The 21,360-nt window shown below is 64.9% G+C and carries 17 protein-coding genes and 1 pseudogene; 10 read left to right on the top strand and 8 right to left on the bottom strand.

Annotated elements, in window-relative coordinates:
- The first annotated feature begins 72 nt into the window (after nucleotides 1-72).
- The 10 genes from D5041_RS13595 to D5041_RS13550 all read left to right on the top strand — a co-directional run bounded on the left by D5041_RS13595 (nucleotide 73) and on the right by D5041_RS13550 (nucleotide 14,958).
- On the top strand, nucleotides 73-2,628 hold the full coding sequence (locus tag D5041_RS13595) for a PAS domain-containing sensor histidine kinase (protein ID WP_010102981.1): 2,556 nt from the start codon (nucleotides 73-75) through the stop codon (nucleotides 2,626-2,628).
- The gene (locus D5041_RS13590; protein ID WP_010102979.1) at nucleotides 2,625-3,251 is read left to right on the top strand and encodes a response regulator transcription factor; all 627 of its coding nucleotides are present in this window, start codon (nucleotides 2,625-2,627) and stop codon (nucleotides 3,249-3,251) included. Before D5041_RS13595 ends, D5041_RS13590 begins: the two co-directional genes overlap by 4 nt.
- Nucleotides 3,252-3,362: 111 nt before the next feature.
- Nucleotides 3,363-4,232: a bifunctional methylenetetrahydrofolate dehydrogenase/methenyltetrahydrofolate cyclohydrolase FolD gene (folD, locus tag D5041_RS13585; protein ID WP_265284933.1), complete on the top strand. Its 870-nt coding sequence runs from the start codon at nucleotides 3,363-3,365 to the stop codon at nucleotides 4,230-4,232.
- 16 nt (nucleotides 4,233-4,248) lie between these two features.
- Nucleotides 4,249-6,297, top strand: a complete 2,049-nt coding sequence (locus tag D5041_RS13580; protein WP_265284932.1) for a M3 family metallopeptidase — start codon at nucleotides 4,249-4,251, stop codon at nucleotides 6,295-6,297.
- 73 nt (nucleotides 6,298-6,370) lie between these two features.
- Nucleotides 6,371-7,036, top strand: a complete 666-nt coding sequence (locus D5041_RS13575) for a DUF4124 domain-containing protein (protein WP_407702269.1) — start codon at nucleotides 6,371-6,373, stop codon at nucleotides 7,034-7,036.
- 61 nt (nucleotides 7,037-7,097) lie between these two features.
- Nucleotides 7,098-8,540 carry a Wadjet anti-phage system protein JetA family protein gene (locus D5041_RS13570; protein WP_265284930.1) on the top strand — a complete coding sequence of 481 codons (1,443 nt, stop codon included), beginning with the start codon at nucleotides 7,098-7,100 and terminating at the stop codon, nucleotides 8,538-8,540.
- Nucleotides 8,541-8,545: 5 nt separating this feature from the next.
- Complete coding sequence (locus D5041_RS13565) at nucleotides 8,546-9,235, top strand: DUF4194 domain-containing protein (protein WP_265281117.1); 690 nt, start codon at nucleotides 8,546-8,548, stop codon at nucleotides 9,233-9,235.
- Nucleotides 9,232-12,918: an SbcC/MukB-like Walker B domain-containing protein gene (locus D5041_RS13560; protein ID WP_265284929.1), complete on the top strand. Its 3,687-nt coding sequence runs from the start codon at nucleotides 9,232-9,234 to the stop codon at nucleotides 12,916-12,918. The genes D5041_RS13565 and D5041_RS13560 overlap by 4 nt, the downstream gene beginning before the upstream one ends.
- Nucleotides 12,919-12,929: 11 nt before the next feature.
- Complete coding sequence (locus D5041_RS13555; protein ID WP_265281120.1) at nucleotides 12,930-14,108, top strand: Wadjet anti-phage system protein JetD domain-containing protein; 1,179 nt, start codon at nucleotides 12,930-12,932, stop codon at nucleotides 14,106-14,108.
- A 205-nt stretch (nucleotides 14,109-14,313) separates the two neighbouring features.
- Entirely contained in the window at nucleotides 14,314-14,958 is a 645-nt protein-coding gene (locus D5041_RS13550; RefSeq protein WP_265284928.1) for a DUF6806 family protein, read from the top strand.
- A 36-nt stretch (nucleotides 14,959-14,994) separates the two neighbouring features.
- On the opposite strand, the gene murI is transcribed toward D5041_RS13550, so the two are convergent.
- The 8 genes and pseudogenes from murI to D5041_RS13510 form a co-directional block, all read right to left on the bottom strand.
- On the bottom strand, nucleotides 14,995-15,924 hold the full coding sequence (murI, locus tag D5041_RS13545; RefSeq protein ID WP_265285097.1) for a glutamate racemase: 930 nt from the start codon (nucleotides 15,922-15,924) through the stop codon (nucleotides 14,995-14,997).
- A 56-nt stretch (nucleotides 15,925-15,980) separates the two neighbouring features.
- A complete protein-coding gene (locus tag D5041_RS13540) occupies nucleotides 15,981-16,346 on the bottom strand; it encodes a ComEA family DNA-binding protein (protein ID WP_265281123.1) in 366 nt (121 codons plus the stop codon).
- Between the two features lie 267 nt (nucleotides 16,347-16,613).
- Nucleotides 16,614-17,458, bottom strand: a pseudogene (locus D5041_RS13535) (IS3-like element ISAzo10 family transposase); the annotation flags it as partial.
- Nucleotides 17,459-17,882: 424 nt separating this feature from the next.
- Nucleotides 17,883-18,299, bottom strand: a complete 417-nt coding sequence (locus tag D5041_RS13530) for a hypothetical protein (RefSeq protein ID WP_265284927.1) — start codon at nucleotides 18,297-18,299, stop codon at nucleotides 17,883-17,885.
- Nucleotides 18,300-18,396: 97 nt separating this feature from the next.
- A complete protein-coding gene (locus tag D5041_RS13525) occupies nucleotides 18,397-18,741 on the bottom strand; it encodes a hypothetical protein (protein ID WP_265284926.1) in 345 nt (114 codons plus the stop codon).
- A gap of 168 nt (nucleotides 18,742-18,909) precedes the next feature.
- A complete protein-coding gene (locus D5041_RS13520) occupies nucleotides 18,910-19,326 on the bottom strand; it encodes a hypothetical protein (RefSeq protein WP_265284925.1) in 417 nt (138 codons plus the stop codon).
- Between the two features lie 102 nt (nucleotides 19,327-19,428).
- Nucleotides 19,429-19,815 carry a hypothetical protein gene (locus D5041_RS13515; RefSeq protein WP_265284924.1) on the bottom strand — a complete coding sequence of 129 codons (387 nt, stop codon included), beginning with the start codon at nucleotides 19,813-19,815 and terminating at the stop codon, nucleotides 19,429-19,431.
- Nucleotides 19,816-19,984: 169 nt separating this feature from the next.
- The gene (locus D5041_RS13510; RefSeq protein WP_265284923.1) at nucleotides 19,985-21,292 is read right to left on the bottom strand and encodes an ISL3 family transposase; all 1,308 of its coding nucleotides are present in this window, start codon (nucleotides 21,290-21,292) and stop codon (nucleotides 19,985-19,987) included.
- Nucleotides 21,293-21,360 lie beyond the last annotated feature (68 nt).

Raw genomic sequence — 21,360 nt, 5'->3', positions numbered from 1 at the left:
ACATAATGATAATTCATTCGAAACGCTGATTCTCCCGCTGGCCCCATGCGGCAGTCCCCCTACACTCGGGAGATGGATCCCATGCCCCACGTGCCCTGCGCCGCGACCGTGGTTGCGCCCCTGCGCTGGTGGCGCAAGTGGTGGCGCGGCCTGTCGCCGACCCGGCAGGACCGGTTTGCGGCCCTTGCCCCACTGGCTGCGGTGCTGATGTTTCTGGCCGCCATCGTTGCAGCATTTTGGTATCTGCGCGCCGAAGAGGTGGAGCGCGAACAGGAGGCCCTGCGGCGCGATGTGGAATACGCGCAACAGCGCCTGCGCCTGCGCCTGCTCGAGCGGCAGGAACAGATCATGCGCGTCGCGCGCGACCTGTCCAACCAGGAACTCGGCCGCGCAGAGTTCACCAGCCGTGCCGAGGCCTTGGTCAGCCAGTACCCCGAACTCCAGGCCATCACCTGGATCGACGAGCGCCGCCGCATCCGCGCCAGCCAGGCGGCGCCCACCCTGGCCAGCAGTGAACTGCGCATCGCCGGCGAGGTGCTCAAGCCCGGCGATACGGCGAACACCCTGGGTCTGGCGCGGGATCTGCAGCAGGCGGTGTACGCCCAGCCTGCAAGCACCCCGGACGGCGTGGTCCCGCTGCTGCAATTGCAGGTGCCGCTGACGAACCAGGGCCGGTTCAGCGGCGTGGTGCTGGCCGAATACTCCATCGACAGCCTGCTGCGCTACGGCACGCCCACCGAGGTGCTGGCGCGCTACGCCGTGACGCTGCTCGACGCCCAGGGCCAGGTGCTCGCCGGAACGCCCCTGGCGCCGCGCAACAAGGCCACCCGCCTGCTCTCCTGGAACCCGCACGCCAACGAGTACGAAGTGCCCATCGCCCCCGTGGGCAACGGCCTGGTGCTGCGCGCGCAGGCCTACCGCACCTCCCTGGGCATGGTCGGCAGCAGCTTGTTCTGGCTCGTGGGAACGCTCAGCGCAATGACCGCCTGGATGCTCATCGCCACCTGGCGCCACACGCGCCGCCGCATGCAGGCGCAGGAGGCGCTGGTCGCCGAAACCAACTTCCGCCGGGCGATGGAGAACTCCATGCTCACGGGAATGCGCGCGCTGGATCTGGAAGGCCGCATCCGCTATGTAAACGCCGCGTTCTGCCAGATGACGGGCTGGAGCGCGGAGGAACTGGTGGGCCTGGAGGCCCCTTTCCCCTACTGGCCGGAAGCCGACCACGAGACCTTGCAGGCCAAGCTGCGCGACGAACTGCGCGGCAACACCACGGCTGGCGGATTTCAGGTGCGCGTGAAGCGCAAGAACGCAACGCTGTTCGACGCGCGGCTGTACGTGTCGCCGCTCATCGACGCGCACGGCCAGCAGACCGGCTGGATGACGTCGATGACCGACATCACCGAGCCGAACCGCATCCGCGAGCAGCTCTCGGCGTCGCACGAGCGCTTCACCATCGTGCTGGAATCTCTGGACGCATCGGTGTCGGTGGCCCCGCTGGGCAGCGAAGAGCTGCTGTTTGCGAACAAGCTGTACCGCCAATGGTTTGGCTCGCATACGGGCGGACACCTGCAGTTGGTGGCGCAGGCCGGCGTGCTTCCGATCGCGGGCAAGGAGCACAGCGGGATGGACGAAGAGGACGGCCTGATGGGCCTGCCGACGGACACGCTCACCAGCGCGGGCACAGAGAACGCCGAGATCTACCTGCCCGACCTGGGCAAATGGATCGAGGTGCGCTCGCGCTACCTGAACTGGGTTGACGGGCGCCTCGCGCAGATGGTGATCGCCACGGACATCACCCCGCGGCGCCTGGCCAAGGAACAGGCGGAACGCCAGGCGGAGCGCGCCCAGTCGGTGAGCCGCCTGATCACCATGGGCGAGATGGCGTCCAGCGTGGCGCACGAGCTGAACCAGCCGCTCACCGCCATCAACAACTACTGCAGCGGAATGGTCTCGCGCATCCAGAGCGGACAGCTCAGCGAAGAAGCCCTGCTCGCCGCCCTGCAGAAGACCGCGCACCAGGCCCAGCGCGCGGGCCAGATCATCCAGCACATCCGCTCCTTCGTGAAAAAGAGCGAGCCCAACCGCGCGCTCGCGAGCGTGCACTCCATGGTCAACGAGGCCGTGGAACTCGCGGACATCGAACTGCGCCGGCACAACGTGCGCCTCATGCACTATGTGGCGGCGCGCCTGCCGCCGGTGATGGCGGACACCATCCTGATCGAACAGGTGCTGGTGAACCTCATGAAGAACGGCGCCGAAGCCATCCAGAACGCCAACCGCCCGATGCCCAACCGCAGCGTGGAACTGCGTGTTCTGCCCAAGCGCATCGAGGAGCGCGAGGTGGTCGAGTTCTCGGTGCAGGACACGGGCCAGGGCCTCGCGCCCGAGGTGCTCGAGCGGCTGTTCGAAGCCTTTTTCTCCACCAAGCAAGAGGGCATGGGAATGGGCCTGAACCTATGCCGCAGCATCGTCGAGTCGCACCAGGGAAGGATGCAGGCGCAGAACCTCTACAATGGATCGGAGGTCACAGGCTGTCGGTTTTCCTTCTGGCTACCCCCGGCCGGGACTTCCGACGTCACTACAAATACCGTAGCGAACGAACAAACCCCAAGGACTGCTGCATGAGTTTGATACCGAAAAAGGGCACGGTTTACGTCGTCGACGACGACGAGGCGGTGCGCGATTCGCTGCAATGGCTGCTTGAGGGCAAAGACTACCGGGTACGCTGCTTCGATTCGGCCGAGACCTTTCTCTCGCGCTACGACCCGCGCGAGGTCGCCTGCCTGATCGTCGACATCCGCATGGTCGGAATGACCGGGCTGGAACTGCAAGACCGCCTGCTCGAGCGCAAATCGCCGCTGCCCATCGTCTTCATCACGGGCCACGGCGACGTCCCCATGGCCGTGAACACCATGAAGAAGGGCGCCCAGGACTTCATCCAGAAACCCTTCGACGAGGAGGAACTGGTCTCGCTGGTGGAACGCATGCTGGAACGCGCGCTCGACGCCTTCGCCGGCTACCAGCAGGCGGCAAGCCGCGACGCGCTGCTGTCCAAGCTCACGAGCCGCGAGACGCAGGTGCTCGAACGCATCGTCGCGGGCCGTCTGAACAAGCAGATCGCGGACGACCTGGGAATCAGCATCAAGACGGTGGAAGCGCACCGCGCGAACATCATGGAAAAGCTCAACGCCAACACCGTGGCCGACCTGCTCAAGATCGCGCTGGGGCAGAACGCGGTCAAAAGCTGACGGCCTCAGCCATGGCGCCTCGGACGCGCAGCAAACACCCATGGACGGTCTGATGGCGTGCGGCGCGAGGTCCCAGAGAGCGCGCGCAGGTTTTCCATCCTTATTTTCAGCATGACAGCCCAACGCATCGACGGCAACGCCCTTTCCCGGCAACTGCGCAGCGCGCTGGCACGGCGCGCCGCGCAGCTTGCGGCGCACGGCCAGCAGCCTGCTCTGGCCGTGATCCTGGTGGGCGAAGACCCGGCCTCTGCGGTCTACGTGCGCAACAAGGTCCGGGCCTGCCAGGACAACGGACTGCGTTCGATCCTTGAAAAATACGACGCCAGCCTGGGCGAGGCCGCGCTGCTCGAACGCATCGCAGCGCTGAATGCCGACCCCGGCGTGCACGGCATCCTGGTGCAGATGCCGCTGCCCGGGCACATCGATCCGCACAGGGTCATCGAGGCGATTTCTCCGGCCAAGGACGTGGACGGTTACTCCGCGCTCTGCGCCGGTGCGCTGATGACCGGCCTCGAAGGGTTTCGCCCTTGCACACCCTGCGGCTGCATGAAGCTCATCGAGTCCACCGGCCAACCGCTCGCGGGCCGGCACGCCGTCGTCATCGGGCGCAGCAACACCGTCGGCAAACCCCTGGCGCTGTTGCTGCTCCAGGCCAACGCCACCGTCACGCTCACGCACAGCGCAACGCCCGATCTGGGCCACCACACGCGCCAGGCGGACGTCGTCGTCGCCGCCGTGGGACGGGCCAACACCTTGACGGCCGACATGGTGAAACCGGGCGCCATCGTCATCGACGTAGGAATCAACCGCAGGGTCGATGGCCGGCTCTGCGGCGACGTGGACTTTGACCGCGTCCAAGAGGTCGCCGGCTGGATTACCCCTGTCCCGGGTGGGGTTGGCCCCATGACCATTACCATGCTGCTGGAAAACACCATCCAGGCCGCCGAGCGCCGCGCCGCCGCCCTCCTCCCTTCCTCCTGAATGCATCCGACTTCGCATGAGCAACCCCCTTCTTGATTTCTCCGGACTCCCCGCATTCGACCGCATCCGGCCGCAGCACGTCGAACCCGCGATGGACCTGCTTCTGGAGCGCGCGAACCAGGCGCTGGAGCGCGTCACGGCGGCCGATTTCCCGGCGCGCTGGGACGCCATCGCGCAGGTTCTGGACGTGGCGACGGAACAGCTGCTGCTCGCCTGGGGCGCCGTCGAGCACCTCAACAGCGTGGCGGATACGCCGCCATTGCGCGCCGCCTACAACGCGGCCCTGCCGCGCGTGACGGAGTTCTGGAGCCGCCTGGGCGCCGACACGCGTCTGTACCTGAAGTACCAGGCCATCGACCCCGCGGCGCTGTCGTCCGAACAACGCCAGGCGCATGCCAACGCGCTGCGCAACTTCGTGCTCGGCGGCGCGCAGCTGCACGCCGAGGACAAGGAACGCTTTGCCCGAATCCAGGAACGCGAGGCCGAGCTGAGCCAGAAGTTCAGCGAGAACGCGCTCGACGCAACCGACGCCTTTGCCTGCTACGTCACGGCCGAGGAACTCGACGGCGTCCCCGCCGACGTGCAGCAAGCGGCCCGGGCGGCGGCGCAGGCCGAGGGCCGGGAGGGCTGCAAGCTCACGCTGAAGATGCCCTGCTACCTGCCCGTGATGCAATTTGCCGCGCGCCGGGAACTGCGCGAGGCGCTCTACCGCGCGCACGCCACGCGCGCCTCCGACCAGGCCGAAGGCGACTCCCGGAAATTCGACAACACCGCGCTCATCGGCGAGATCCTCGCGCTGCGCCGCGAGGAAGCCCGATTGCTCGGCTACGCGAATTTCGGCGAACTGTCCATGGTGCCCAAGATGGCGCAATCGCCCGCCGAGGTGATCCGCTTCTTGCGCGATCTGGCGCGCCGTGCGCGCCCCCATGCGCAAAAGGACCTCGCCGACCTGCGCGCGTTTGCGGCCGCGCATCTGGGCCTGAACGATCCGCAGGCCTGGGACTGGTACTACATCGCCGAAAAACTCAAGCAATCGCGGTACGCGTTCAGCGAGCAGGAACTCAGGGAATACTTCACGGCGCCCAAAGTGCTCGCGGGCCTGTTCCGGATCGTCGAGACGCTGTTCGAGGTCTCCATCCGCCGCGACAGCGCCCCCGCATGGGACGCTGCCGTCGAGTTCTACCGCATCGAACGCGACGGCCAACTGCTCGGCCAGTTCTATCTGGACCAACCCGCGCGCACGGGAAAACGGGGCGGCGCCTGGGCGGACGTTGTGCGCACCCGCTGGCTGCGCCCCGACACCGGCGCGCTGCAAACGCCGGTGGCGCACTTGGTGTGCAATTTCGCCGCCGGGGTGGATGGCAGGCCACCGCTGCTGACGCACGACGACGTCATCACCCTGTTCCACGAATTTGGTCATGGACTGCAACAGATGCTGACGCAGGTGAACGAACGCGATGTGTCCGGCATCTTCGGCGTGGAATGGGACGCGGTGGAACTGCCCAGCCAGTTCATGGAAAACTTCTGCTGGCAGTGGAGCGTGCTCGAGCACATGACCGCGCACGTGGACACGGGCGCGCCGCTGCCGCGCGCGCTGTTCGACAGGATGCTTGCGGCCAGGAATTTCCAGAGCGGAATGCAGACCCTGCGCCAGATTGAATTTGCGCTGTTCGACATGCTGCTGCACACCGAACACGACCCGACCCAGGACTGCATGCCCTTGCTCGCGCAGGTGCGCGACGAAGTCTGCGTGCTCGCGCCGCCGCCCTTCAGCCGGCCCGTGCACACGTTCAGTCACATCTTTGCCGGCGGCTACGCCGCAGGCTACTACAGTTATAAATGGGCCGAGGTGCTGAGCGCCGACGCCTACGCCGCTTTCGAAGAAACCGCGGACAGCGATGGCCGACCCAGCGTCGAAACGGGCCGGCGCTACCGCCAGGCGATTCTGGAGACGGGCGGCAGCCGCCCCGCGATGGAATCCTTCAAGGCCTTCCGGGGCCGCGAACCCCGCCTGGATGCGCTGCTGCGCCACCAGGGAATGGCCGAGGAAGGGGTGGGCGCCTGAACCCTGAACCCGCGGCCCCGAACGCATTGCGTACCGCCCGCCCCACGCACTGAAATATATGAGGAGCATGATCATGCACGGACCCCTGTTCACCCCCCCCTTCCTGGCTCCCTGGCTGATGGTTTTGGCCTGCGCCAGCGCCCAGGCGCAGGGCGTCTACCGCATCGTCGGGCCGGACGGCAAGGTGACTTTCTCGGACCGCCCTGCGGCAGATGCCCCCGCGCAGCAGACCATGCGCAGCCTCGCGCCCGCCGACGCCGACCCGTCTGCCAACGCTGCACTGCCCTACGAGCTGCGCCAAATCAGCACCCGCTTTCCCGTGACGCTCTACACCGGAAGCGATTGCACGCCGTGCGACGGCGCGCGCAATATTCTGCTCACACGCGGCGTGCCATTCACCGAGCGCACCGTATCCAGCAACGAAGACATCGAGGCGCTCCAGCGCCTGAGCGGAAGCACCAACCTGCCCTTTGGCACGATTGGCGGGCAGCGCCTGGCGGGCTTCTCTGACGGGGACTGGACGCAGTACCTGGACGCCGCAGGCTACCCCAAGCAATCGCAGCTGCCGGGCAACTACCGCCGGCCCACGCCAAGCCCGCTCGTCGCCGCGAAGCCGGTGGAGCCGGCGTCGGCGGCGGCCAAACCGCCCGCGCAAAGCGCACGCAAAGAGCAGCGCACGCCCCCTCCCGTGAACGAGGCCCCCACGACGCCCAGCAATCCCGCGGGAATCCGGTTCTGAGTCCGGAATCGGGCTTGGCTGGCAAGGTGGATGCCCGACCCGTACCGGCCAGCACGCGCGCATGCAGTTCTTCACACCCCCCCACGAGCATTTCTTCCGTCCGCTCACGCATGACAACCGCGAACTGTGCGCGGCGGTGCTGCGGCAATTGCACGAACGGGTGCACGGCGCGAACGCGGACTACGCCGAAGCGCTGACACGGGACGTGGTGCTCGGGGTGGTCCTGCGCGCACTGGCCGATCCCGCCCTGCGCGCGCTGGCTTTCGACGCCGGACGATCGGTTCCGGCCGAAGAGGAACGCAGCTACGCCAGCGAACTGCTGCGCAAGCTCAGGGAGCACGGCTGGCTGGAAGACTATCGCGACCCGATCGACCTGCGGCCGACGCTCAAGCTCAGCCGCGCGGGAAAGGCTTTCAGCGAAACCTTTGCCCGACTGGACGATTCGCGCACCAAGACGCGCCAGCGCAATATGCGCTCGGCGCGCAAGGCGCTGCTCGCCTTTCTGGATGCCCACGACGCCGACGAATTGCTCGACGCCCATGAATTCGCCAGCCGGGTGGTGCAGGACCTGCAGGACGACGTCGAGTATTTCCGCCAGCTGATCCAGAGCCTCACGCGCGAGGCCCTGGCGCAGAAGGTGGCCTGGAGCGAGTTCAACGAGTTCGTCGAAAAGCGCTTCGCCCGCGAATACGCGGTGCGCCTGGTGGCCGACTCCGCCGAGCGGCACCGCGGAAAAATCACCGAGACGCTGGACGAGGTCCGCGCGCTCGCCGAGGACCTGCGCGCGCAGGTGGACGGCCATCTGTTGCAGCGCGCGCCCTGGCTGGAGCAGGAGGCGCAGGGCCGCAGCCCCATGCTGTGGCTGAGCGACCGCATCGAGAGCATGGTGCACGCGGCGTGCAGCCTGAAGCTGCCGATGCTCCGCTCGGAAATGAACAACTACGTGCGGCGCTTCACCAGCCTGCTGCGCCAGGCGCTGTCGCTGGACTACGGCGCCGAATCCGCGCTGGGCCGCAGCATGGCCTGGCTCAAGGACCGCCCCGCGGCGCAGCGCGAACTGCTGCTCGACGCGCTCGCCGCGCGCCTGGCCACCTGCGAAGTCCGTCTGCCTGGGGGCCTGCTGCGCTGGACGGTGCGCGACCGCGAGGCGCCCGTGGCCGAACCGTCTCCCCTGGTGGTGGACGCCGCAAGCCGCCTGGACGCGGCCCTGCGCCGCGCCGAGGCCGAGGCCTTTGCCTTCAGCGACCAGGACGTGCTGCAAGGCCTTCTGCCCCGCCTCGCGCAGGGCCCGCTCCGGCTGGCCGCACTGCCGGTGGCGACCGCGGAGGACGTCGTGCGCGTGCTGCACGCCGTGGGCGCGGCGCGTTCGACCGAGGGCCGGCACCTGATGCGCGCGCGCAAGTGCGCCGATCGGCTGCGCAACGCTTTTTTCGAGTCCGACGACTACGAACTCGACGCCGCAGTGCAAACCCCCGTGCAGGCCGACGCGCCCGGGCACCGCTGACGGGCATGCTGCAATCGCTCTCCCAGTTCATCGAGCAGCGCCTGAGCACCGAGGGCTCGGGCAACGTCGAGCGAACCCGCTTCGCCGAGTTGGCCGGCCGCCTGCTGGCCAGCGGCGTGCTCTGGCGCGATCATTCGCGCCCCGAAGCCGCGCTGTACGACGACGCGCTGCAGTGCGAACAGCTGCTGCGCGAATGGTTCAACTGCATCGGCTTCGCGCTCGTGCACGACGCCGACGCGCGCCTGCTGCGCCTGTATCCCCCCGGTGAGCGCGGCGCAGAGGAAGAGGAGGACGGAGTCCGCAAGCTGCGCGCCCGCCTGTCGCGCGATTTCGTGGCCGCGGTGATCGCGCTGCGCTTTCTCTACACCGAGGCGCTCACCGGGCGCCGGCCACTGGTCGACGAACGCCTGGCGATCAGCCTCGAAGAGCTGTCGCAGACCGTGGTCTCGCTGCTCGCGCACCGCCTTCCTGCGTCCGCCAGCGAACGCCAGGCGCTGCTGCGCGAGCTGCGCAAGCACCGGGTGCTGCATTTCATCGAAGGCGCCGACGCAGGCGACATGCAGATGGGCTTGGCCGTGCTGCGGCCCGTGATGAGCTTCGTCAGCGACGAGGCGCTGGAGGACGCGCTGCGCCTGGCCGGGAACAAGGCGCCCGCCGCCTCTGCCCCCGCAGCGCAGGAGAGCCGCGCTCCATGAGGATCGCCAAGCTGCTCACCTGGCACTGGGGTTCGCTTGAGGACCGCGAGTGGATCTTCGCCGACACGGTGCTGCTCACGGGCGAATCGGGCTCGGGAAAGTCCACGCTGCTGGACGCCATCCAGACCGTGCTGACCGCCGCCCACCAGCACTTGGTGCAGTTCAACATCGGCCAGGACGAATCCACGCAGAGCCGGCGTGGCGCCAAGGAGCCGCGCACCCTGGCCGCGTATGCGTTGGGCCAGCAGGCCGACGGCGTGTTCCTGCGCGCGCGCTCGACGAGCTACGCCGGCATCGTGTTCGAGGCATCCGGGAGCGCTGGCGAACAGGCCCCGCCGTTCACGGCACTCGTCGGTGTCGAGGCCGTCGAGGATGGGCTGCGCGCCGTGCTCCAGGGGACGCCCCAGTTCCTCATCGTCCGCCGGGCGCTGTCCCTGGAGCACCTGGCCCGACGCAGCGGCGAGGCGCTCACGCGCTCGCCGCTGCCGCTCAGAGAACTCTACGTGCAGTTGCAGCACCGCCTGCAGGCCGCGACGGACACCGTGGTGCAGCGCTTTCCGGACAAGGGCAGCTACCTGCAGCACCTCTACGGCGCGCTCATGGGAAAGACTGCGGTGGGCGAGAACGACGCCGTGCGCGCCGCCAAGTCCATCGTCAGGGCCATGGCTTACAAGGAACTGGGCGACGTCAACGATCTGGTCCGCGACGAGATTCTGGAGCCGCACGACTTCAGCCGCGACCTGGACAAGATGCGCGAGCTGATGCGTTCGATCGCAGCGCTCAAGGCCGAGGCCGATCGGCTGGTGCTGAATCTGCAACGCCTGGACGCTGCCGCAGAAAGCGCGCACAGCGCGCTCGACGAGACGCGCCGTTTCGTCCTCAGCACCATTGCCCACGCCTTGCGCGCGCGCAGCGATACCCGGAGCGAACTGGCCTCGGTGCAGCGCCAGATTGCCGTGCAGGACAAACGGCAAGCGCAGTTGCAGGAGAAGCTGGCGTCTCTGGAGGCGCAGGAAACGCAGTTGCGCGAGCAGCTGAAGCTGGTCGAAAAGCGCCTGGAAGACAGCGACGTGGCGCGCGAGAAGGCCATGCTGGACAACCAGATCCAGTTGCAGGCCGACCAGTTCCGCCTGCACTGGGCGCGCGTGCAAGAGGCGGCACGCGGAATCGGCGGCATGGCAGAGCAGCTCGAACAGCTGCTGGCGCTGGACCTGTCCGCCGTGCCGGCGCTGGCCGCTGCCGTGGAACTTCTGCGCCCGGCGGCCACGGCCGTGCTCGGGCCCTGGCCGGTGATGGCCAGGGCCTACGCGCGCGAAGCCCGACTCGACGTCGAACTGCCCGCCTTGGAACTGGAAACCTTCGATGCGCACCTGGCCAGCTTGCAGCGCAGCGTCCACGAAGGCGAAGGGTCGGTACAAGGCGCCGTGGTGCAGGCGCTGGCCGACGTGGGGATGCGCCTGCAATCGATCGCCGACGACGCCGGGCAGCTCGACGCCGAACTGCGCGTGCTGCAAGCGGGGCGCGGCCTGGGGTTGCCCGCAGCGCGCGAGGCCACGGCCGCCGTGGCGCTGATCGAGCAGGAACTGCCGCAGGCCCACCCGCACCTGCTCGCGCAGTTGGTCGAGCCGCGTCCCGGTACGCGCTGGCAAAACGCCATCGAGGGCTACATGGGGGGCGACCGCTTTGCGCTCATCGTCGAGGCCGGATTCGAGGCGCGCTGCGCGCGCCTGGTCAGGCAGCGCTACCCCGTGCGCTCGCCCAAGGTCGTGCAGGGGCGCAAGGCCATGGAAGACACCGAGGGCCGGCAGCTCGAGGCGCGCGCGGTGCTGCACGAGCTGGTGTGCGAGCACCCCGTGGCCAACGCCTTCCTGATGGCGCAGTACGGGCGCGTGCGCAAGGTGGACAGCGAGGAAGAGTTGGCCCGCACGCCGCAGGGCCTGATGGAACAAGGGCTGGGCAGCCGTGGCTACGGCATGTTCGCCTGCCGGGCGCGCGACGACGAACTGAGCCTTGGCGCAGCCGCCCGCGAGCGGCGCAGGCAGTGGTGCGAGGATGAGTTGGCGCGGCTCGCGCGCGCGACCCAGGACCTCAAGGCACTGCGCCAATCCCTCCATGCCATCGCCCGCATGTTCCACGGGGCAGCGTTCACGCCACTCGCGCCCCTGCTGCTCGCGGTGCTCGAAAGCCAGGTGCAGCACGCCAACGCCGAACAGGCGCTGAAGGCACTGGACCTGTCGTCGATCGACGAGTTGCTCGCAGAGCAGGCCCATCTGAAGCAGCGCATCGAAGCCGTCAGAGTCCAGCACAGCGAAGAGCGCGAGCAAGTCGGCGCGGGCAAATCGGCGTTGGGCGGCCTGCGCCGGCGCGAGGCCGAACTCGGGGCCCGCCTGCCCGAACTCGACAGTGCCTGCAGCAACGCCAGCGTCTGGGCGTCCCGCTTTGCCCGCGCCGTTCCCGAACTGGCCACGCAGGCGCAGTTGCTCGCGCAGGCCGAGGGCATGGCCGAGGACGCCGAAATCACCCTCGACGCCCTGCGCCACCGCGCCCTGGCCCTGCGCGAGAACCTGCCGCGCACGCTGCGCGAGTTGGCGCAGGCCGTAGGAAGCTACCTCTCGGGCGCACGCGACGACGCCGAGCGCTTCGCCTGGACCGACCCGCCACGCAGCGTCGATCGTCTGGACGAACTGCTGCCCCTGGTTGCGCAGACCCAGCGCGCCATCGCCGAGCAGACGCAGCGCCAGCGCGCCATCGGTCTGGCCGAGAACGCCAAATCGCTGCACGAAGCCGAGGCCAGCTTCAACCATGTCTTCACCAGCAGTTTCTGCTTCAAGCTGCGCGACGACGTGAAGCAGGGCGCCGTCACGCTGCAACGGCTCAATCGCTACCTGCAAGACATCCGATTCGGCAACGACAGCTTCAAGCTCGAATGGAGCTGGATCCCCCGCATGCAGAAGGTCTACGAATTCTTCGAGGCGGTCGAGGGCGTCGTCGAAGGGCTGGAGCGCGAACGCGGATCGATCTTCGCGGCGCCGCAGCTGAGCGACGAACAGCGCGCCAGCGCCGAGGACATCCGCCGGCTGCTGCTGGCCAACGACCAGGGCGCGAGCGAACGCGCGCTCAGGGAACTGGCCGACTACCGCAACTACCGGCGCTACGACATCGTGCGCAGCAGCCCGGTCGGGCAGACCCGGCTGTCCACCTGGGGAACCGGATCGGGCGGCGAACTGGAGACGCCGTTCTACGTCGTGCGCTCGGCCGTGCTCGCGCACGCCTTGGGGCATTTCGGCCGCGAGCGGCGCGAGGCCCCCGCGCTGCGGCTGATGCTCAGCGACGAAGCCTTCTCCAAGATGGACGAATCGCGTTCGCGCAGCGTGCTGCGCTTTCTGTCGCAGACGCTGGGCCTGCAACTCGTGGTCGCCATGCCCACCTCCAAGTCGGGCGCCGTGAAACCCGAGTTCGACAAGGAGTTCACCTTCTCCAAGGTCATGGCCCGCCGCGATGGGCGGGAACTATTCATCAGCGAGGCACAGGAGAAGACGCTCAACCGGCAGGCACTGGCCCAGCTGTGGGACGCCCACGCCGCGCAGGCACGCGAGGCCGCGCGGGCCGTGCACGCAGCGCAGCACCAGGCCCCCGGGGACATGCCGCCAGAGGCGGCGCCGGACACGCAGGCCACGGGCTGACCCCTGACCCCATGCCCTTGCCTGCCCACCCCTTCCTGCAACGGCTCGCGAAGGCCTTGCTGCAAAGGGCCGAGCGCTCGGGCAGCCCCGCACGGGTGCGCCTGCCGCTGGATCGCCGATGCGCACCCGAGCTGTACGCGCAAACCGACGCGGAGCAACTGCAACGGTGGCTGATGCTGCTCGACGATCTGTGTGCCACCGGCTGGGTGGCGCTGCTGCTGAACCCGCCGCGGGATTTCGCCGCGTTCACCGAGCGCAACCCGCGGCTCGAACTGCGCGATTTCGATGCGCTCGCCGCCTGGGCCGGCTACCGGCCGCAGGCCCTGCGCTGGCAAAGGCAGTGGCTGGAACACTTGGCCGCGCATTGGGCCGCGCCCGGGTCGCTCGTCCCATGCGAGCCACAGGCCGTGCTCGACTACCTGGCCCGCAGCCCGCTGGCCTGCGTCGAGGATTTGCCGTTGGCGGAAGCGACGCGCAGCCTCGACGCCTTGCGCGCGCTGTGCCTGTCCGGCAGGACACTCCCGCTGCGCGAGGCCTCGGCGCAGGTCTTCCAGGGGCGCTCCAAGGTGCTGGACAGTCGGGAGGAACTGCTGCGCTTGATGGGCGCGGCGCCTGGACAGTTCCAGGAAGCGCCGATCCAGCTTCTCGTGGCACTGCCCGACGTGGACCGCCCCTTCGGCGAGGTGCTGTTCATCGAGAACCTGGTCACCTTCGAGCGCATGGCCGAGCGGCGCGCTCCGGCATGGGCCGCCAGCCTGCTCGTCTACGCCGCAGGGTTCAAGGGCAGCGCCAGGCGTCTGCGTTCGCGCGCAGGCTGCAGGCCGTACGTGCGCACGCCGACCGCAGCCACGGCAACCACGGCGGGCGTCCAGCAGGTCGAGGAATGGCTGTTCGCCGACGCCGCCCGGCCCGTGCGCTTCTTCGGCGACCTCGACTACGCCGGCATGCAGATCCTGGCCAGCCTGCGCGACGTGTTCCCGCACGCGCAGGCCTGGGCGCAGGGCTACGGCGCATTGGCCGGGTTGCTCGAGCGCGGCGGCGGCCACCTGCCGGCGCACGCCGGAAAGGAATTGCAGACCGACCCCGGGCAGACCGGCTGCTGCCACGCCGACGCGTACCTCCTGCCGCTGATGCGCCGGCATGGCCGCTTCATCGACCAGGAAGCCTTCGACCCCGATGCGGCGGCCTGAGCAAGGCGCCAGCAGACCCCGTGAAAAATACGATTTTTGTTTCTTTGTATTGCGCCAATGGGCCACATGAGAAAATCGGGTTATCGTGGCGGCCCAAGAAAACGCCTGCAAAGAGAGCTCCGCCCCCCAAGATCCAAGATCGGCCCCAAAACCAATAAACACGCGGCAATCCGACCCCGCTCCGGGGAACCAGTACGATCCCACCATGCCAAGCTACAACGCTCCCTTTGAAATCCACGTCCACGGACAGGTCCCCCTGCGCGCCGATGCGAGTCTCGACCAGATCCAGGATGCGCTCAAACCCCTGTGGCAGTACGCCGGAGCCCGCTCGCTGGCCGACGGCGCCGCCAGTGCCTACGAGGAAGAGCCCGGCATCCGGTTCGACTCCCAGGAACACCTGCTGCAGATCTGCTGGACGGTGCGCGGCGACGAAGACTTTCGCCAGTCGCTCGATGAGATGTGCATGGCCCTCAACGAGTTGGCCGAGCAGGGCGCAGCCATCGAGGTCACGTTCTACGACGCCGATTTCGATGAAGACGACGACGACGCCGATGAGGACGACGACGTCGAATCGCGTGATGACTTCATCATGCTGTTCGTCGGCCCCACGCCTGCGGCCATCATGCAGGTGCAGCGTGATCTGCTGGTGCAGGACGTGGTGAACATGATGGAGCGCCACTTTGACGGCGCCGAACTGGGCGGCGTGGTGGCCGAGATCGACAAGCTGTTCAGTCAGCGGTTTGACGAGTTGACAAACTCGCTCGAGATCGGTAAGTCGCCGCGCGGCTCCGGCGGTTCCGGAACCGGCCATGGTGGCGCAGGGGGACGCCGCCCGCGCCATCTGCACTGATGCACTGAACGCGCCGGCCGCCCCGGAGAAGGGGAATCAGGGCACGCAGACCGTTTCGCAGCAGCTGGCAGGAAAGTCCAGCCAGCGCTGCGCCGCAGCCTGCAACGCATGCGCCGGGCCGGTGCTCAGCAGGCGCATGGGGGGGACGTCTGCGCAGGCGTCCTTTTCCTGAGCTGCCTGGCCACTGCCCGCCCCGCCCGGCGGTGGATGCAGCAGGCCCGCAGCCTCCAGCAATTTCCCGGTCTGGCGTGCCACGGGCGCGCCGGCCTCGACGAAGCGCACGTCGGGCCCGAGCAGTGCCCGCAGCTCATGGGCCGCGAAGATGTAGTGCGTGCAGCCCAGCACCAGGGTGTCGATCTGCCCGGGGGCCTTGCCGAAGGCTGGCATGGCGTGGATGTAGCGCGCGCACAGGGCGCCGGTCCCGCTGGATTCAGCGGCCGCGTCCGGTGGCTGAACTACGCTGCGCTCGATGGCATGGGCCAAGCCGTCGCATGGTTGCAGAACGAAGTGCGCCTGGTCGGCAAGCGACGCGAGCAGCCTGCGGAACTTGGCGCTGCCGAGCGTTCCCCGGGTGCCGATGACGCCCACATGGCCCGTGCGCGTGAGCGCGATTGCGGGTTTCACCGCGGGCTCCAGGCCGACCAGCGGCAGGTCCGGGTGCATGCTGCGCATTTCATGGATCGCCGCCGCCGTGGCGGTATTGCAGGCGACCACCAGCGCCTTGACGTGCTGGCGTTCGCGCAGGTAGTGCGCGATGGCATGCACGCGCGCGCTCACGTAGGCATCACCCCGCTCGCCGTAAGGTGCGTTGGCGCTATCGGCCAAGTAAACGAAGCGTTCGTGCGGCAGGGCGGCGCGCAACGCCCGCAGCACGCTCAGACCACCCACGCCGCTGTCGAACACGCCAATCGGTTGCAGGGGCGAAGCCGCGCGGGGCTGCGCGGGGGTGACGAATGCCGGGTTCAAGCGATCGGGCAAGCTTGCACGCAGTTTCGTCACCCGCCAGCGCAGCGTTTTCTTGCTTATTTGGTGGCGCTGGCCGCGGCCTTGGGGGACGCAGCCTTTTTCTTGGAGGCCTTTTCATCCGCCTTGGCGCCCGCGGGTTTGGCGTCCTTTGCGTCAGCCTTGAACTTCTTGCCGTTCACGGTCAGGCCCTCGTCAGAGAACTTGGCGGCGGTCTTTCCCCCGACGCCGCCCACGCGCTTGACGAAATCGCCCCAGTCCTTGAACTCGCCGCTCTTGCGTTCCTCGACGATCTTTTCCGAGAGGCTCGGACCGATTCCCTTGATTCCCTCCAGTTCGGCTGCGGAAGATTTGTTCACGTCCGCTGCAGCAAACGCCGCGGCGGCGTACAGCATGGTGATGACGAGCAGTATCTTTTTCAACACGGTGGATTCCTTTCGCTTGGGTTGCAGATCACAAGTTCTGGCAACGGACCGGCCGTGTGCTCACGTCACCGGCCACCCTGCCAGTATTGCGCGGGAGCATGGCGCAGCGGCGGGTCGGGTGGCAAACCGGACACTGCCCGGTCGGCAGGGAACTGAGGCTGACGCATCGACCTTCAGTTGTCCAGGCTCCGGCGGGCATTGTAGCGACCCTGCGTGCGGCACGGGGGTCGGCTGCGTGCATGAGGCGACAACTACCTTGGCGTGCACCGCCTTGGCGCGGCCCCGGTGGGTGTTCTGACCATGCGCGCGCAGCACCCGCGCGAAGCTGGACTCGCTGGCCAGGTAGACGCCTTCGTCGGCGAGCATGGGCACGATGCGTGCCGGGGGCATGTCTGCAAAGCGCGGTTCGTTGGCCACGGCCAGCAGTTGGGCCCGCTCGTGCGGGCTCAAGGCATGGCTGGGCAGGGGGCGCACGGCTTGCGGGCGGCCGTCGCCTGCCGTCAGCCCTGCGTGGGCCTGCCAGCGCTGCAGGGTGCGCAGATCAATGCCGGCAGTCTTGCAGGCCAGGCGCAGCCTCGCGCCTGCGGTATGCGCTGTGTGGATGGACTGGGCCATGGCTTGGCGATCTTCGAGGCTGATCATGCGGCCTCGCCCTTGTTGAAGATCGCCTCGACTTTTTTTGACAACACCAGCAGGGTTGCCGTCTCGGCCAGCGCACGGTCTTTGCGCAGCAGATCGCGTTCGAGCTCCTTGATGCGCCTGGCAGCAGCACGCGTTGTCTGTGGGCTGGCGCGCAGATCTTGGGGATCCGTCAGTGCCGTAGTGCAACTGGCATACCACTTGTCCAATTCGCTGGGGTACACGCCGTACTCGCGGCACCAGGCGCTCTTGCTGACTTCGTTCATCGCCGCCGTGGTGATCACCGCCTCCAGACGAGCGGGCGCAGTCCAGTCCCGCCCTCGGGCGGGGCTGGACTGCGCATCTTTGCGCCAACGATCCAGCGTTTGCGCTGCAACGCCAACTTCCTGCGCAACCGCTTGCAGTGTTGCGCTGTGTGGCGGCAGCAGTCTTGCCACCACCTTGTCCTTGAATGTTTGTCCGTATCGAGCCATTTTTGTCCTTCATCGCCGCCCCCAGTTTTTGGTTCTATGGAGGCGACAACTATTCTGACGCAGGGGGTGGCTTCGACCAAGCATCAAGTTCGCGAACACATTTATATTTCGTTTTTCTAGATTCCGCTGCGGGATCTGAGAGATCTGAGGGATACCGGATTTTAATATCCTGACTTCCGGGAGGACGATGGATATATAGCGTAGGCAAGTTTTTGTTTGCGGATATAAATAATGCAGCGACACTACCATCGGGTAGTATTTTTTTATCATTTGAACCAGCAGTTTTTGGAAGCAAATCAAAATTTGTCATTGCACGGACTCCTCTGCATAGAGATCAGCAGTCATTCCGATCGCACTTCTGCCATCAATCGTTCGCGCACCGTCAAGCACAGCAAAAAACCCAACAGTGTCGCACGCACTGCGGTCAGTTGATTGGATTCATATCATCCGGATCGATAACAATATGCCCGAGTTCAGAAATAATTTTTACGATCATTGGCAATAGCGTCGGTTCGGCATCGATTGGCAGATGTATCCAAGCCAAGGGTCTACCCTCCATGTATTCAAGAAAATTTGCTGCCGACTCCTTGGATTGCATACTATCAGGCAGTCCGCGACTCAAACAAAACTCCTTGAATGAATCTTCTGTTAGATCGCCAGATTGAATGGTCCATTCCAAAATCTTGCAGTGCCTTTCGTTTGGAATTTCGCTTAGACCAATAAACACATCCCTTGGAACTCCTTTCGCCCACAGTTTTTGCTGCAGCACATCTTTTCCATACTCAGGATCCAGCAAATGTCCCGGCTTCGACCAAGCCTCAAGCTCACGAACATATTTCATTTTTCTCAGCCTCACGGGAGATAGCAAATCCAGCGATTACTTCCATTTCTTTCATCCTTTTCATGACGGCCCCGAATAGAGCCTTTTTTTCCATGCGTCAGTTGATTGGAGTCATGTTATCCGGATCAATGACGATATGTCCGAGTTCAGAAATGATTTTTACGATCAATGGCAATAGCGTCGGTTCGGCATCAATTGGCAGATGTATCCAAGCCAATGGTCTACCCCGCATGTATTCAAGAAACTTCGCTGCCGACTCCTTGGATTGCAAGTTGTCAGGTAGCCCGTGGATCAAACAGAATTCCTTGAATGAATCTTCTGTTAACCTACCAGATTGAATGTTTAAATTTAAAATCTCGCAGTGCGTTTCGCTTGGAATTTCGCTTAAACCAATAAATACATCCCTTGGAACTACTTTTTCCCACAATTTCTGCTGCAGCACATCTTTTCCGTACTCAGGATCCAGCAAATGTCCTGGCTTTTACCAAGCATCAAGTTCACGAACGTATTTCATTTTTCTTAGCCTCACGAGAGATAGCGGATCGAGTAATTACTTCCATTTCTTTCATTCTTCTCACGGTGGCCCCGGATGGAGCCTTTTTTCCATTCGTCAGTTTATTGAAGTCATGTCATCCGGGTCAATAACAATATGTCCAAGCTCAGAGATAATTTTTACGATCATTGGCAATAGCGTCGGTTCAGCATCGATTGGCAGATGTATCCAAGCCAAGGCTCTACCCTCCATGTATTCAAGAAAATTTGCTGCCGACTCCTTGGATTGCATACTATCAGGCAGTCCGCGGCTCAAACAAAACTCCTTGAATGAATCTTCTGTTAGCTCGCCAGATTGAATGCTCCATTCCAAAATCTCGCAGTGCCTTTCGCTTGGAATTTTGCTTAACCCAATAAACACATCCTTTGGAACTCCTTTCGCCCACAGTTTTTGCTGCAGCACATCTTTTCCATACTCAGGATCCAGCAAATACCCCGGCTTCGACCAAGCCTCAAGCTCACGAACATATTTCATTTTCTAGCCTTATGGAAGATAGCGGATTTTGATGTTCTAACTTCCGTAAGGACGATTGATGTGTAGCGTTTTCAAGCCCATGACTGACTGATCATGCACTGCTCAGGTTTCGGTATTTTCATCCAGTAACACAGATTCTGCAACGACCTCAAGGCAACCGAAGCTATCGACATATATCATAAAATGACGCATGACCCAGTAGTCGCGCTTATCAGGGGTCGCCGCAGCGCGCAGTTCATCAACCCAGTCTGACCCCTGGATTTCGCACACCGTGTCATACGCGTCCTCAATGTGCCAGACGGTGCAGTAGATCTCCTCGCGTTTGCGGAATGCCCGTGGCTTGATGAATAGAACCCCAAAGCTCCGATTTATCGGGTCGTCATCGCAAACCATGGAGAGAAGCAGACCTCTGCTTTCGTCAACCAAAATAGGATCTCCAATGGCTGAGGTAGAGGCACAGGGCAAAGAGAAGATTGTTTTCTTTTTCATCTGTTTCCTTTGGAACGACGTGCTGTTTCAAATGGACCACCAGGGTTGCGTGTCAGTTGGTCATTAAGCCGCCTCTCATAATCCACTATTCCGGTTTGATTGATCGCGTTCCATTCAGACCTGGCGATCCCTGCTGGTCCTTCGTCGTTTCGTGTGGAACACAACAACCTCATGTGCCCCCAACGGGCGCAAACGGGCTGACAGGCAGATGCTTGAGTTTGGACATGCGCAGGTAGGCGATGGTGATGAAGTTGTCGCTCGTTCGGAACCCACGGGCTGCGCGCTTGGCCTGCTGCAAGAGTCCGTTCATGGCCTCCACGTAGGCGTTGCTGCGATGCCCCAACATGCCGCGCACCACCGCAGCAAAGCGTTCCTTGAGGCTTCTGGCCAGCTTCTTGAACGGCTCCAGCCGGCATCTGAACGCCCAACTCAACCAAGCCCGCAGTTCAACACCCGCCTGCTGTACGCTGTTGTGCTCCTTGGCCCTCGCATACACCGCGCGCAACGCCATCTTCAACCGCCACGCCCGCGCGCTCTTGAGCACGGAACGCTGCAACCAATGCATTGCGTCGGTTTGCTTGGCGCTCCAGCCTTCGGGGTTGCGCCGCATCCCCCACATCAGTTGCTTGAGCGTCTTGTGCTCATCGTTGTCAACTGCCGACTCCAAGGCCACTCGCACCGCCGGGGCGTCCTGTGCCATCTCCGTGCGCCGCACCTGGTCCATCGCATCCATGGCCATCGCCACCACATGGAACCGGTCGTAGCTGATCTGCGCCTGCGGCAACGCCAACCCCACTCCCTTGGCGTAGGCCGCGCTCATGTCCATGCACACATGTTTGACCTGCTCGCTGTCGCCACCATGGGCCTTCAGATCGTCAACAAAATCGAGCACCGTCTTGTGATCGCGTCCCTCGGTGGCGAACAGCAGTCGTTTGGCATCGAGGTCATGCACGACGGTGATGTAGTTCTGCCCTCGGCGCACACTGGTCTCGTCGATGCCCACAATGCGTACATCCGTAAAACGCTCCTGGGCGCGGGCTTGCTCGACGTAAAACTCGATGCGCCGCCACAGTTGCTTGTCAGAACAGCGCAGCAATGTCGCCGTTTGGTTCACCGGCAAGTCACGACACAGGGCCAAGGCGAATGCTTCAAAGGCCACCGTGAAGCCCGAGCCTGGACGGGCCCAGGGCACCAGCATCTGCGTGGTCTTGCCACAGTCACTGCACGCGATGCGCGGCACCTCGCAATGCAGCCAGGTCTCGAACTGGAAGAAGTCCAGATGACGCCAAGAGCGGAGCAGCCGGTCATGAATGGGCTGTGCGGCAGCACCACAGGCCGGGCACGCCAGGCCAGCGCCTTGGCAGCCAATCTCGAAGTCGATCCGGCGGTCGGTGGTGTTGAGCTTGACGTTCTCGACAACCCACGGCGCTTGCAGCCCCAGCGCATTGGTGAACAGCGCTTCCATTTCAACACCCATCAGACACTCCCATGCTCAACATCAACTTGGTGGACCTGTGGACAGGCCCGAGGCGACCTGTCCTCCAG

The organism is Verminephrobacter aporrectodeae subsp. tuberculatae (genome assembly GCF_026127385.1).
Lineage (GTDB): Bacteria > Pseudomonadota > Gammaproteobacteria > Burkholderiales > Burkholderiaceae_C > Acidovorax > Acidovorax aporrectodeae.
The sequence above is the reverse complement of the archived record's forward strand: the minus strand, read 5'-3'. Positions and strand labels throughout refer to the sequence as shown.

What these genes read in the sequence shown, in the direction of transcription:
- D5041_RS13570 (WP_265284930.1), top strand. Translation starts at nt 7,098, where the DNA reads ATGCAGTTCTTCACACCCCCCCACGAGCATTTCTTCCGTCCGCTCACG.
- D5041_RS13510 (WP_265284923.1), bottom strand. Translation starts at nt 21,292, where the DNA reads ATGGGTGTTGAAATGGAAGCGCTGTTCACCAATGCGCTGGGGCTGCAA.
- D5041_RS13560 (WP_265284929.1), top strand. Translation starts at nt 9,232, where the DNA reads ATGAGGATCGCCAAGCTGCTCACCTGGCACTGGGGTTCGCTTGAGGAC.
- folD (WP_265284933.1), top strand. Translation starts at nt 3,363, where the DNA reads ATGACAGCCCAACGCATCGACGGCAACGCCCTTTCCCGGCAACTGCGC.
- D5041_RS13550 (WP_265284928.1), top strand. Translation starts at nt 14,314, where the DNA reads ATGCCAAGCTACAACGCTCCCTTTGAAATCCACGTCCACGGACAGGTC.
- D5041_RS13590 (WP_010102979.1), top strand. Translation starts at nt 2,625, where the DNA reads ATGAGTTTGATACCGAAAAAGGGCACGGTTTACGTCGTCGACGACGAC.
- D5041_RS13575 (WP_407702269.1), top strand. Translation starts at nt 6,371, where the DNA reads ATGCACGGACCCCTGTTCACCCCCCCCTTCCTGGCTCCCTGGCTGATG.
- D5041_RS13515 (WP_265284924.1), bottom strand. Translation starts at nt 19,815, where the DNA reads ATGAAAAAGAAAACAATCTTCTCTTTGCCCTGTGCCTCTACCTCAGCC.
- D5041_RS13580 (WP_265284932.1), top strand. Translation starts at nt 4,249, where the DNA reads ATGAGCAACCCCCTTCTTGATTTCTCCGGACTCCCCGCATTCGACCGC.
- D5041_RS13565 (WP_265281117.1), top strand. Translation starts at nt 8,546, where the DNA reads ATGCTGCAATCGCTCTCCCAGTTCATCGAGCAGCGCCTGAGCACCGAG.
- D5041_RS13595 (WP_010102981.1), top strand. Translation starts at nt 73, where the DNA reads ATGGATCCCATGCCCCACGTGCCCTGCGCCGCGACCGTGGTTGCGCCC.
- D5041_RS13530 (WP_265284927.1), bottom strand. Translation starts at nt 18,299, where the DNA reads ATGAAATATGTTCGTGAGCTTGAGGCTTGGTCGAAGCCGGGACATTTG.
- D5041_RS13555 (WP_265281120.1), top strand. Translation starts at nt 12,930, where the DNA reads ATGCCCTTGCCTGCCCACCCCTTCCTGCAACGGCTCGCGAAGGCCTTG.
- D5041_RS13520 (WP_265284925.1), bottom strand. Translation starts at nt 19,326, where the DNA reads ATGAAATATGTTCGTGAGCTTGAGGCTTGGTCGAAGCCGGGGTATTTG.